The sequence below is a fragment of the Miniimonas arenae genome (assembly GCF_006351005.1).
Classification (GTDB): Bacteria; Actinomycetota; Actinomycetes; order Actinomycetales; family Beutenbergiaceae; genus Miniimonas; species Miniimonas arenae.
The window spans coordinates 1-12,748 of record NZ_VENP01000028.1 but is presented as its reverse complement, the minus strand read 5'-3'; the positions used below and the strand labels follow the sequence as shown (position 1 = coordinate 12,748).

7 protein-coding genes are annotated in these 12,748 nt (G+C 75.9%); 3 read left to right on the top strand and 4 right to left on the bottom strand.

Going from position 1 to position 12,748, the window contains the following annotated elements:
* Nucleotides 1-27 precede the first annotated feature (27 nt).
* From trxB to FH969_RS08560, 4 genes are all read right to left on the bottom strand, one after another.
* On the bottom strand, nucleotides 28-1,071 hold the full coding sequence (gene trxB, locus FH969_RS08575; RefSeq protein ID WP_108718690.1) for a thioredoxin-disulfide reductase: 1,044 nt from the start codon (nucleotides 1,069-1,071) through the stop codon (nucleotides 28-30).
* 124 nt (nucleotides 1,072-1,195) lie between these two features.
* The gene (locus FH969_RS15980) at nucleotides 1,196-5,314 is read right to left on the bottom strand and encodes a lipid II flippase MurJ (protein WP_281285357.1); all 4,119 of its coding nucleotides are present in this window, start codon (nucleotides 5,312-5,314) and stop codon (nucleotides 1,196-1,198) included.
* The gene (locus tag FH969_RS08565; protein ID WP_139986954.1) at nucleotides 5,311-7,455 is read right to left on the bottom strand and encodes a DUF6049 family protein; all 2,145 of its coding nucleotides are present in this window, start codon (nucleotides 7,453-7,455) and stop codon (nucleotides 5,311-5,313) included. Before FH969_RS08565 ends, FH969_RS15980 begins: the two co-directional genes overlap by 4 nt.
* A complete protein-coding gene (locus FH969_RS08560; protein ID WP_425462456.1) occupies nucleotides 7,452-8,099 on the bottom strand; it encodes an NUDIX hydrolase in 648 nt (215 codons plus the stop codon). The genes FH969_RS08565 and FH969_RS08560 overlap by 4 nt, the downstream gene beginning before the upstream one ends.
* A gap of 41 nt (nucleotides 8,100-8,140) precedes the next feature.
* Here FH969_RS08560 and FH969_RS08555 point away from each other — a divergent pair, with 41 nt between their 5' ends.
* The 3 genes from FH969_RS08555 to FH969_RS08545 are packed head-to-tail and all read left to right on the top strand — an operon-like array spanning nucleotide 8,141 to nucleotide 12,577.
* Nucleotides 8,141-9,613: a CCA tRNA nucleotidyltransferase gene (locus FH969_RS08555; RefSeq protein ID WP_139986952.1), complete on the top strand. Its 1,473-nt coding sequence runs from the start codon at nucleotides 8,141-8,143 to the stop codon at nucleotides 9,611-9,613.
* Nucleotides 9,610-11,040 (top strand): MFS transporter, encoded by a 1,431-nt coding sequence (locus tag FH969_RS08550; protein WP_180359727.1) that lies wholly within the window; start codon nucleotides 9,610-9,612, stop codon nucleotides 11,038-11,040. The genes FH969_RS08555 and FH969_RS08550 overlap by 4 nt, the downstream gene beginning before the upstream one ends.
* Before the next feature lie 10 nt (nucleotides 11,041-11,050).
* Nucleotides 11,051-12,577 carry a GNAT family N-acetyltransferase gene (locus FH969_RS08545; RefSeq protein ID WP_139986948.1) on the top strand — a complete coding sequence of 509 codons (1,527 nt, stop codon included), beginning with the start codon at nucleotides 11,051-11,053 and terminating at the stop codon, nucleotides 12,575-12,577.
* Nucleotides 12,578-12,748: the final 171 nt, after the last annotated feature.

Here is a 12,748-nt window from a genome sequence, read left to right as displayed (position 1 = left end):
GGACCGCGACGGCGGTCCCTCGGTGGGTCAGCGTACGCCCGCGAGCGTCCCGTCCTGGTCTCCGAAGGGCCCGGGTGCGCCGTCGACGGCGAGCAGCGGGTCCTCTGCGGGGTCCTGACCGGCGTCGAGCGCGGCCAGGTAGCGCTCCGCGTCCAGCGCGGCCGAGCAGCCCGTGCCCGCGGCCGTGATGGCCTGCCGGTAGAGGTGGTCGACGGCGTCGCCCGCCGCGAACACGCCCGGCAGGCTGGTCTCGGTGGTGGGGTGCGCGACGCGGATGTAGCCGGCCTCGTCGAGGTCGACCTGGCCCGCGACGAGTTCCGTGCGGGGCAGGTGCCCGATCGCGACGAAGACTCCGGTCGCGTCGAGCTCGCGCTCCTCGCCCGTGCGCACGTCGCGCAGCGTGACCGAGGTGACCTTGTCCGCGCCCTGGATCGAAGCGATCTCGCTGTACCAGGCGAAGGAGATCTTCGGGTCGGCCTGCGCCCGCTCGGCCATGATCTTGGACGCGCGCAGCTCGCCGCGGCGGTGCACGACGGTGACCTTGCTCGCGAACCGGGTGAGGAAGGTCGCCTCCTCCATCGCGGAGTCACCGCCGCCGACGACGACGATGTGCTGCTCGCGGAAGAAGAACCCGTCGCAGGTCGCGCACCAGGAGACGCCGCGGCCGGACAGCCGCTTCTCGTCCGGCAGCCCCAGCTCGCGGTAGGCCGAGCCGGTGGCGAGGATGACGGTGCGGGCGCGCTCGACGTCGCCGTCGGCCGTGGTGATGACCTTGACGTCGCCCGCGAGCTCGACGGACGCGACGTCCTCGTAGCGGATGTCCGCGCCGAACCGCTCGGCCTGCGCGCTCATGTGCTCCATGAGGTCGGGACCCATGACGCCCTCGGGGAAGCCCGGGAAGTTCTCCACCTCGGTGGTGTTCATGAGCGCCCCACCGGCCGTCACGCTGCCCGCGAAGACGATCGGCTGCAGGCTCGCTCGCGCGGCGTACACGGCGGCCGTGTAGCCGGCGGGGCCGGAGCCGATGATGACGACGTCGCGCACGGGGGTCTCGACGGGGGTGTCGGTCATGGTGGGGCTGTCTCCTCGGGTCGCCGGCCGGAACGGGCCGGGCATGCACGAGAACCGATTCTAGGTCGCGCGCATTCCCGAGCGGCGCGGCCGGCGGCCGTCGGGCCGGCCTCGCGCGTGGCGGTCAGAACGAGGTGAGCCAGGCCGGCAGGTCGGCGGGGCCGGGCTCGTGCCCGGGGGTGAGCTCGCTCGCGGCGTGCGTCGTGGTGCCGGCAGCGGCGTCGGAGGCGGCCTCGAGCACGCCGGCCGAGAACGGGTCCGATCCGGGGCCGGCCTCGGCCGTCGGGCTGGGGCTGGGCGCCGGGGTGGGAGTCTCGTCCGACACGCCGCTCCGCGCGGCGTCGACGAGCGAGCCGATGGCCGCGAAGAACACCCACACCACGCCCGCCAGGACGAGCAGCAGCACGAACGGCGTGGCGTTGATGGTGCCCCACGTGCCGCGGCGGCGGACGGGCACCTGGTAGGCGGCCGCGTCCCGCTCGGCGCGGTCGTCGGCCGGCCGCGCGGGCGGCACCGGGGCCTCGGGCACAGGCGTGGGCGTGGGAGCAGGCGCTGCGCCGGCGCCCTCGGACGCGCCCGGAGCGACGGCAGGCATCGCCCGGGTGGGCGCCACGGGCTCGCCCGGGAGGACGGTGGTCGCCGACCCGGTCGGGACCCACTCGGGCGCCGGGTCGGGGGCAGCCGCGGGCGGAGCGGCCGCGAGCTCGGCGGCGGCAGCCTCGTCCCGCTCGGCCTGCTCGTGCGCTGCCTGCTCGGCGGCGATCCGCTCCTGCTCGTCACGCTCGGCGCGCTCGGCCGCTGCCACGCGGTCGCGTTCGGCCTGCTCCGCGGCGGCCTTCTCACGCTCGGCCCGCTCGAGCTCCCGGCGCTCGGCCGCGGCCGCACGCTGCTCGCCCCAGACCTCACGGCGACCCTGGAACCACGCGAGCGCGGCGGCGACCGCCGCGCCGCTGCCGTGCCGTGCCGTGGCGACGCCGTCGAGAGCGGCCGGCTCGCCCGGCGCCTCGTTGTCGACCCACTGCCCGATCGCCTCGTCGAACGCAGCCGGCGGCTTCGCGATGCCCTCGCCCGGGTGCACCGTCCACGCCGAGGAGTCGGCGACGGGTGCCGGCGGGGTCACGGGCGCGGCCGTGGCGCCGGAGGCTGCCGGGGAGGGGTCGCCCGGGGCGGACGCGTCCGTGCCGGCCGCGCCCTCGGCACCGGTCCCGCCCTCGCGGGCGGGCCGTTCGGCGGCGGGCACGGCGGCGTCCAGGCGACGCAGCCAGCCGGCGACGGCGGCGCCCACCCCCGCGAGCCCGGCACCAGCCGCCGCGACGGTGGACGGCGCCGTGGTCGGGTCGTCGGTGGCACCCGCGGTCTGCTCGGTCGGGGTCGCAGCGCCAGCAGCACCAGCGGCCCCCGCAGCGTCCGAGCCGGCGAGCACCGCGCCGAAGGTCGGGGGAGCGGACAGGTCGTTCATGGCCGGCTGCCACGCGCCGCCGAAGCTCGCGGTCTCGTCCACGAGCGCGCCGTCGACCGCCGCGAGCTCGCGCAGCTCTTCGTCGTCGTCGCTCGCCGTCGAGACCGCGGCATCGCCGGGCTCTCCCGCGGCGCCGGCGACACCCTCGAGATCCTCGGCATCCTCGGCGCCGGAAGCGCCGATGCCACCCGCGGTCACGTCGGCCACGGCGACCTCGTCGCCCTCGAGGGACGCCAGCTCGGCGAGGTCGGCGTCGTGCTCGGGCTCCACGACGGACCCGACCACCGCCCCGGCGAGCGGCGTGCCGACGGCGAGGTCCGCCGTCGGGCGCCCTGACGAGGGTTCGGCGGGGCGACCGGGAGCGGGGGTCTCAGCGGCCGGATCGGGGGCGCCGCCCCCGGCGGCGGGCGCGGCGAGCGCACCGAGCTCGGCGAGCGGCGGCACGGCGGCCCACGGCGCGAGCGCGACGACGACGTTCGACGCGGTGTGCAGCTCGCCGTCGGCCACGGGCGCCGCGTCCGCGCCGGTCATGGTCGCGTAGAGGTCGGCCACGGCGCGCGCGTCGGCGCGGGCCGCCTCGGTGGAGCTGGGGGCGAGCCCGCCCGCGGGCCCGACGAGGCCGAGGCCGGCGACCCGGACGCCACCGGTGCTCGTGAACCCGACGAGCTCGGGCACGAGACCGAGGTGGTGGACACCGCGGCGACGCCCCGTCTCCAGGGCGCTGGCGACCTCGCCCGCGATCGACCGGGCGACGTCGGGCGGCAGGTGACCTCCGCCGTCGAGCACCTGCGCGAGCGTGCGCGCGGCGAACGGCTCGAGGACGACGTACCCGGTGCCCTCGTGCTCGCCGACGCGCAGCACCTTCGGCAGGCGCGGGTCGGACAGCAGCGAGGCGCGACGCGCACCGTCGAGCACCGCGTTCGCGCGCTCGGGGGCCACGGACAGGACGTCGATGCGGCGCTCGAGGATGGTGTCGCGACCCTGCCAGGCGGCGATCCCGGGGATCGCGGAGTCGACCTGCTGGTCCACGCGGTAACGGTCGGCGAGCAGCAGGCCCACGGCCACCGCGTCGTACCCCAGCTGGGTCACCGCACCCCGTTCGGTCGTCCCCGCGCGAGACGTTCGCGCCGAGACCATGGTACGCAGCCGGTCGGTCAGGGGACCGACGCGCGCCAGCAGGCGCGCCGCCCGGTCCATGAGCCCGCTGACCTCCGAGATCCGCAGCGCGCGGCCGGTCGCGAGGTACGCGGCGCCCATCACGAGCGCGAGGAGCATCAGCCGGACCGCCGAGACGGCGAGGGAGCCACCCGTCCACACGATGCCGAGCAGCACCCCGACCACCACGGGCGGCACGACGGCGAGCACGAGCCGCAGGTGCGTGCGGAAGACGCGCGCGCCGTCGATGCTCGGCAGGTGCCGGCGCAGCCCGAGGTAGCCGATCACGGACCCGAGCACGTACGACGCGGCGATCGCCAGGGCGGCGCCGACCACCCAGGTCGACGGTGAGAGCAGGAGCATCCCGGCGAACGACCCGCCGGCGACGACGACGGCCATGACGACCTGGATCCAGAACAGCGACCGGGCGTCCTCGTAGGCGTAGTAGACGCGCTGCACCGCGCTCCACAGCCCGAGGGCGGGGATCCCGACGGCGAGCCCGACGATCACGTGGGAGAGCTGGCTCACCCGGTCGGCCTCCTGGCTGCCGAGCGTGATGAGGTTGGCCAGGTCGTGCGCGCCGAGGATCACGACGGCGGTCGCGATGACCGTGAAGACGCTCACCGTGCGCATCGTGAAGGAGAGGTCGCTGCGCACCCCGAACCGGTCGCGCGCCGCGGCCTTCTCCGACAGCCGGGTGAACATCGCGGTGACGAGCGAGACCACGACGAGCGACTGCGGCAGCATGAACACGGTGAACGCGAGCTGGTAGGTCGCGTTGTCCGCGTAGATCGAGCCCGCGGCGTCGCCGCGCGCACCGGCCGCGGCGGCGACGTTCGAGACGGCGAGGAACCCCACCTGCCCGACGGCGAGCGCGGCGAACGTCCAGCCGCCCATCCGCGTCGCGCCACCCAGGCCGGCCAGGCCCCACCGGGGCCGGTAGCGGAACCCGGCCCGCCAGAGCGGCACGACCAGCACGATCGCCTGCAGCGCGACGCCGAGCGTCGCCGTCGCGCCGAGCAGCACGATGCGGTCGGCGCCGAACTGCGCGGCCGTGAGCTGGTTCGTCGGCATCGCGCCGAACTGGCGCAGGTAGACCACGAGGCCGGCGATCGCGACGACGTTGTTGACGACGGGCGCCCACATGTAGGGCCCGAACACGCTGCGCGCGTTGAGCACCTGGCCCAGCAGCGTGTACAGGCCGTAGAAGAAGACCTGCGGCACGCACCAGTAGGCGAACGCGTACGCGACGGGCAGCCAGTCGGCGCTCATCTGGTTCGCGTACAGGCGCACGAGCAGCCCCGCGCCCAGCGTGAGGACCACGGTGACCACGAACAGCCCGGCCGTCGCCACCGTGAGGAGGCGGTCGGTGTACTCGCGTCCGCCGTCGGGCAGCCGCGCCGCGCGCACCAGCTGGGGGACCAGCACGGCGTTGATGACGCCGCCCGCGAGCAGCATGTAGATCGTGTTGGGGAGCGTGTTCGCGACGGCGAACGACGCCGCCGCACCGCCGGCGGACGACAGCGCGACGGCGATGAGGCCGCCGCGCACGAAGCCGAGGACGCGGGAGACGAGGGTCCCGGAGAACATGGTCGCGGTCGCGCTGGCGATGCCGCGCGAGCGGGTCATCGGGGCACCCCGTCGGCCCGACGGCGACCGCGCCGGATCGTGCGGATGAGCCCGAGCACGAGGAGCACGGCGAGCGCGGCGGCGGCGATGCCGAGTCCCACCGACTCCCACTCGGCCCGGACACGCACCGTGAACCGACTGGTCTGCGCCATGGGCGCGCCGTCGGGGCTGGTCACGGTGACGGTGAGCGTGGTCTGCCCGTTCGCGACCGCGGTCACCGGCACCCGGACGGTCTCGGACTGGCCGGGGGCGAGTGTGACGTCGGGGGTGTCCTCGACCCGCAGGATCGCCTGGCCGGGCCGGACGTGCACGTGCACGGTCACCGTCTCCTCGAGGGTGTTGGTGAGGCTGAGCGGGATCACGCCCTCCTCCGCGAGCATGCTCACGAGGCTCTGCGGCACGGCGACCGCGACGCCGGTCGACGCCGTCGCGAGCGCGTCGCTCACGCGCTGCAGCGCGAGGTCGCCGGTCTGCCCGCCGAGCCGCCAGGCGGCGGACGGCGCGACGGCGAGGGTGTCGGTCACGCCGGTGCCGAGCGCCGCGAGCTGCTCCGGATCGGTGAAGGCCGAGGACAGCCGCTGTGCCTCCTCGGCCTGCACCACCGTGTCGTCGACCACGCCCTGCAGGTCGGGTGTCAGCGCGGAGGCGGCTGTGAGGTCGGTCGCCGCCGTGGTGGCCGCGGCGGGGCGGGCCAGCAGCGTCGGGACGTCGGTCAGGTTCACCCACGGCGCCGAGGCGAGCGCCGCGAGCGTGTCCTCGAGCGCACGTGCGTCCTGAGGCGTCAGGGCGGCGGCCGCGGTCCGGTCCACCATCGCGAGCACCTCCGTCGGCGCCTGGGTCTCCTGGACCACCACCGCGGTGGTCGCGACGGCGAGCTGGCGCTGGGCGAGCGCGGCCGTGACACCCGCGTGCGGCACGGTTCCGGTCCCCGCGAGCGTGTCGGACAGGCCGGCGTCGGCGACGAGGGCGGGGAGGGTGTCGGTCGAGTCGGCCGTGCCGGTCGAGCTGGCGGTGCCGGCCGTGCTGGTCGAGTCGCCCGCGAGGGTGAGGTCGACGCGCGCGTCGGCGGTGCCGAGCGGGGCCGCCGGGAGGGCGTCGTCGGCGAGCACGAGGCCGTCGTAGCCGTCGTCGACGAGCGCCTGCACGAGGTCGGCGGTCACGCCGGGCGACGCGGGCCACGCGACGCTCGAGCTCGGCGTCCACCGGGTCCCGGCGAAGCTCGCGACGGCGCGCTCGCGCGCCCGCGCGAGCAGCTCGTCGCCTGCCGGGCCGGCGACCGGCAGCACCGCCTCGTCGGCGTCCGCCCACGGGAGGGTGAGGAGCGGGGCGGTCGCGGGGAGCACGCCGTCGGAGTCGGGCAGGACGACCGGGTCGACGGCGAGCGTCGCGCCGGACTCGGCGACGTCGAGCAGCGCCTGGGTGCGCGCGGTCGACACGAACGCCGGGCTCCCGCCGGCCTCGAGGGTGTCGGTCCACTCGGTCGCGCTGGGCGTGACGGGCAGCAGGACGCCGACGTCGAGCGCGGCCTCGACGCCCTCCTCGGGGTAGAACACGCCGACGGTCCGCACGACGGCCTGCACGTCGCCGCTGGTGAGCGTGATCTCGAGGCCACGCGCGCCCCAGTTGTCGAACCGGATGGGGAAGCCGAGGTCGGTGACCGGGACGTCGAGCACGATCGCCGCCGTCGCGCCGGCCTCCACGCGCAGCGACTCCTGCCGGGTCAGCTCGAGCCGCGCCGTGGGTGCGGAGTCCTCGGCGAACCAGCGCTCGAGCGCGGTCCGGGTGCGCGGCACGACCTGCTGCACGCCGATGGTGAGCACGGGGTCGACGAAGGCCTGGTCGGTCGCGTTGGTGATCGTCCCGGTCAGGCGCAGCGTGTCGGAGGGTCGCGCGACCGAGGGGGCGAGGTCGGAGAGGGTGAGGCGGACGGCGGGTGAGTCGTCGGGCTGGGTGGCTGTGGCGGACCCTGAGGCGGACGCGGTGGCGCTCGCGGTGGCGCTCGTGGGGCTCGCCGTCGGGCCGGCGGACGGCGCAGCCGTCGCCGCGAGCGCGGCGCCGGGCGTGAGCGCGGCGACCGGCGCGAGCACCGCGAGGCCCAGCAGCGCGCGGGCGAGGCGGGCCGCAGCGCGACCCCGGGTCACGACGGGCCGACGAGCACGTCCCGCGCCATCGCCACGACACGACGCTCGTTGGGGTAGGCGAGGCGGCTGGGCAGCACGTCGAGCTCGACCCACGCGACCTGCTCGGCCTCGTGGTCGGGGTCGTTCTCGATGCTGAGGTCGCCGCCGAGCGCGGCGAGGAGGTAGTGGTGCACGACCTTGTGGACGCGACGCTCGTGGCCGGCGAACCAGTAGTCGATGGTCGCGAGGTGGCGCACGACCTGGCTCGTGATGCCGGTCTCCTCGGCGACCTCGCGCACGGCCGCCTGCTCGGCGGTCTCGCCGAGCTCGAGGTGGCCCTTGGGCAGGCACCACTCGAGCCGGCCCGCGCGGTTGCGGCGCGCGATCACGGCGCAGTACGCGACGCCGTCGACCACGTCGACGACGATGCCGCCGGCGGAGGTCTCGTCCACGACGGGCGGCGACGGGCGGATCCCGCGCGAGGCTGGGGAGACGTGACCCGAGGGGTGCGGGGCGTGGCCCGAGGGCTGGACCGGCGGCCCCGGCTGATGGCCCGACGGCGGGCCTGGAGTGCGCCCCGGCTGCTGCCCACCCGGTGGCGCCGAGGGTGCCGGTGGCGGCGCAGGCCGACCCGGGACGCGTCGAGCCGGCGACGGGGTGGACATGCCCCCCACCATAGGCGAGCAGGCGTGGGAACCTGGGACCCATGCCCCCGCAGTCACCCACCTCCCCCGCACCCGGTCCGGCCGAGCTCATGCGCACGGCCCTCGGCGTGCTCGGCGCGATGGCGCAGGACGTCGAGCCGCTCGGGTCGATGTTCGCCGACGCCGGGCACGAGCTCGCGGTGGTCGGCGGGCCCGTGCGGGACGCCTTCCTCGGGCGCACGAGCCAGGACCTCGACCTCACCACCTCGGCGCGGCCGGAGGAGACCGAGGCGATCCTCGCCCGCTGGGGCACCACGTGGGACATGGGCCGGGAGTTCGGCACGATCGGCGCCCGGCGCGGCGACGTCGTCGTCGAGGTCACCACCTACCGCACCGAGTCCTACGACCCCTCGTCCCGCAAGCCCGTCGTGGCGTACGGGGACTCGCTTGAGGGCGACCTCTCGCGGCGCGACTTCCGGATCAACGCGATGGCCGTGCGCCTGCCCGACCTCACGTTCGTCGACCCGTTCGGTGGCCTGTCCGACCTCGCCGCCGGCGTGCTGCGCACGCCCGCGTCACCCGAGCAGTCCTTCGACGACGACCCGCTGCGGATGATGCGGGCCTGCCGGTTCGCCGCACAGCTCGGCGTCGACGTGGCGCCGGAGGTGATGGCCGCGATGTCCGCGCTCGCGCCGCGCCTGGCGATCGTCTCGGCCGAGCGCGTGCAGGCCGAGCTCGTCAAGATGCTGATGGCACCCGCGCCGCGGCGCGGGCTGGAGCTGTTCGTGGAGACCGGGCTCGCCGACGTCGTGCTGCCCGAGCTGCCCGCGATGCGCCTGGAGATCGACGAGCACCACCGCCACAAGGACGTGTACGCGCACTCCCTCACGGTGCTCGACCAGGCGATCGACCTGGAGACGAGCGCGGCCGGACCCGTGCCGGGCCCGGACCTCGTCCTCCGGCTCGCCGCGCTGCTCCACGACGTCGGCAAGCCCGCGACCCGCCGCAACGAACCGGGCGGACGCGTCTCGTTCCACCACCACGAGCTCGTCGGCGCGAAGCTCGCCCGCAAGCGCCTCAAGGCGCTCGCGTTCGACAAGGCCACGACGGCGGACGTCACCGACCTCATCGCCCTCCACCTGCGCTTCCACGGCTACGGCGAGGGCGCGTGGACGGACTCGGCCGTGCGGCGCTACGTGACCGACGCGGGCCCGCTGCTCGAGCGACTGCACCGGCTCACCCGCGCGGACTGCACGACGCGCAACCGCCGCAAGGCCGAGCGCCTCGCGCACGCCTACGACGACCTCGAGAAGCGGATCGCCGAGCTCGCCGAGGCGGAGTCGCTCGCCTCGTTGCGTCCGGCGCTCGACGGCGTGGCGATCATGCGGATCCTCGACCTGCCGCCGGGGCCGACGGTCGGCGAGGCGTACCGCTTCCTCATGGAGCTGCGCCTGGACGAGGGGGAGCTGAACGAGGCCGACGCCGAGGAGCGGCTGCGCGCGTGGTGGGCCGCGCGCGAGACGCCCCGGCCGTGAGCCCGGCCGATCCCGGGGGCGTCGGCGTCCGGCGCCCCGAGGCCCGGCGCCCCGACCTCGTCCGCGCGGGCACGGCGCTCCTGCCGTTCGCCCTCGTCTGCCTGCAGCTGCAGATCCCGACCGTCGCGCTCGGGCCGGTGATCCGCACGATCCAAGCCGACGTCGGCCTGGACAGCGCCGCCGCGGGCGCCCTCACGAGCATCCCGGTGTTCTGCTTCGCGCTGCTGACCCCGTTCGCCGCGCGGATCGTGGGCTGGGCGGGCGTCAACCGGTCGCTCGTCGGCGCCTCGCTGCTCATCGGCACGGGCGTCCTCGCGCGCTCGACCGGCTCGGTCGCCGCCCTCTTCGCCGGCTCGGTGCTGCTGGGCGGCGCGATCGCCGTCGCGAACATCGCGATCCCCACGCTGGTCACGCGGCGCTACCGGCACCGCGCGCTGCTCATGAACGGGGTGCAGACCTCAGCCACGAACGTGGGCTCGGCGCTCGCGGCCGCGGTGTCCGCGCCCGTCGTCGCGCTGCTCGGCTGGCAGGTCGGCCTGGCCGTCTGGTCGGCCACCTCCTTCCTCGCCGCGCTCGTGTGGTGGTGGGCCAACCGCGACGCGATGGCTCGCCGTCGTCCGCTCGCCCCGGCCGACCTCGTGGGCGTGCCCGAGGTCGGGGCGACCGGCGAGGTCGCCGCCGGCGTCGTCGTGGCCGGGCCCCACGCGCCCGACGGGGAGCCGACCTCGGGAGGGTCGCTCGCCGTCGCGCATCAAGCCTCGGGCGGTGGCGGGCGTCTGGCGGCGCGCCCTGTGCCTCGCGCTGTCTCCGGGCTGCGCGTGCCGATCGCGTGGGTGCTCGGGTTCACGTTCGCGATGCACGGGCTGTGCTACTTCGCGGTGTCCTCGTGGCTGCCGACGCTGCTGCAGGAGCGGTCGGGGCTGACGTCGGGCGCCGCGGGGGCGTGCGTGTCCGTGTTCATGGCGCTGGGGATCGTGGGGCGGCTCGCGCTGCCGCTCCTGCTGCGGCTGCCCGGGACGCGGCTGTGGATGCTCATGACGCTCACGACTCTCGGCTGGCTCGCGTGCGTGCTGCTGCTCGCGTTCGCGCCGACGGCGTGGCTCGCCGCGGTGCTCGTCGGCGGCATGGCGCAGGGTGCCTGCTTCACGGTGATCGTGACGTTCGGCGTGCACGTGGCCGCGGACGAGACGCAGTCGCGCGGCATCCAGGCAGTGCTGCAGACGGTCGGGTTCGCGGGCGCCGCCGTCGGACCGGTGCTCATCGGTGCGGTCCGGGACGCGAGCGGCGGCTGGTCGGCGCCGCTGGCGATCATGGTCGGCGTGGGGTGCGCGCTCGTGGCGCTCGGCGGGGTGTCGAGCCGGCTGCTCGTCGCGCACGACGCGGGGGCGGGCGATATCGCCTCGTCCTCGGAGCCCGCGCGTCGGTAGCGTGCCTCGGGTGAGTGAGCAGACGAGCAAGCCGACCGATCCCGCGACCGCCTCAGCCGCCGACGCGACCGACTCGACCGGCGAGAAGAAGAAGGACGCGACACCCGAGGTCGAGCTCCTCGATCTGCCCGACCGCTCCCACCTGCCGGTGGCCGCCGACGTCCCGCTGGATGCGACGTCGACGCGGGCGCTCGCGGCTGCGGGCCTTCAGTACCGCGTCGTGCCCGACGACGCCGAGGCCTTCGCCCAGTTCTGCCACGCCATGGAGCGCGGCTTCCTCGGCGAGCGGGAGAGCGCCGAGTCGCGCGAGGCCTGGCGGACCGGCGAGACGACGACGCGCCCGATCGGCGTCTACGACCCCGCCGGCGCGCACCCGGAGACGCCCGTCGCGACGGTGGTGTGCTGGACGACCGACCTCACGGTCGACCTCGACTCCGTGCTGCCGATCTGGGCGATCAGCGGCGTCACGGTGTCCTCGACGCACCGCCGGCGCGGCGTGGCGCGCGCCCTGCTCGAGGGCGAGCTGCGCGCGGCCGCGTCGGCCGGGGTGCCCGTCGCCGGGCTGACGGTGTCCGAGGCGACCATCTACGGCCGCTACGGGTTCGGACCCGCGGCCGGCGAGGGCGTGCACGAGATCCAGACGCGTCGCGCGGGGTGGGTCGGCCCGAACCCCGTGGCGCAGGGCCGCGGCCGCCTCGACCAGGTCGAGCGCGAGGACGCGATGCGGGACATCGCCACGCTGCACGGTGAGCTCGTCGGGAGCCAGCCGGGCGACGTCGCGGGCTGGCCCACGCTCTGGCGCCAGGCCGCCGGGCTGCACCCCGACCAGCACCGCAAGGAGCTGCGCGCGGTCCGCTACACCGACGCGGCCGGGCGTCTCGCCGGGCTCGTGACCTACGCGATCAAGGGCAACGAGACCGACTACACGGCGAGCGAGCTGTCCGTGCGCCACCTGGCCGCGACCACGCCCGACGCGTACGCGGCGCTGTGGCACTACGTCCTCACGCACGACCTGATCGGCACCGTCAAGGCGTGGGCGCCGCTCGAGTCGCCGCTGCGATGGCTCGTGCGCGACGTCCGGGCGATCCGGGTGCGCGACAGCGACGACCACTGGCTCCGGCTGCTCGACGTGCGGCGCTGCCTCGAGGCGCGGCGCTACCGCACGGCGCTCGACGTCGAGTTCGAGGTCTCCGACCCGGTCGGGATCGCGGGCGGGCGCTATCGCCTGGTGGCCGACGCGAACGGTGCGGCGACGGTCGAGCGGGTGGGCTCGCCGTCGGGCGAGGTCTCCGAGACTGGCGCGCTCGCTGACGCGGGGGCCTCCGCCGCCGCGCCCGACGGTGTGGCGCCCGACGGCGTGGCGCCCGACGGCGTGGCGCGCCTCGGCGTCGCCGACCTCGCCAGTCTGTGGCTGGGGTCGGCGCGCTGGAGCACGCTCCGGGCGGCGGGCCGGGTCGCGGTGAGCGAGCCGACGGCGCAGGCGCTGGACCTCGCGTTCACGCCGTCGCGCCCGGCGCACCTGACGTTCGGGTACTGACGGGGCAGGGGCAGGGAGCCCCCGATCCAGACCCGGCGCGCGTGCGTGCGTGGGTGCGGTGCCAGCGATCCGTCGCGCCTCCGTCGGTGGTGCCAGCGATCTGTCGCGGTTCGCGGGCCGAACCCGGTACAGATCGCTGGGTTCGCGGGTCGAGCCGGCACGGATCGCTGG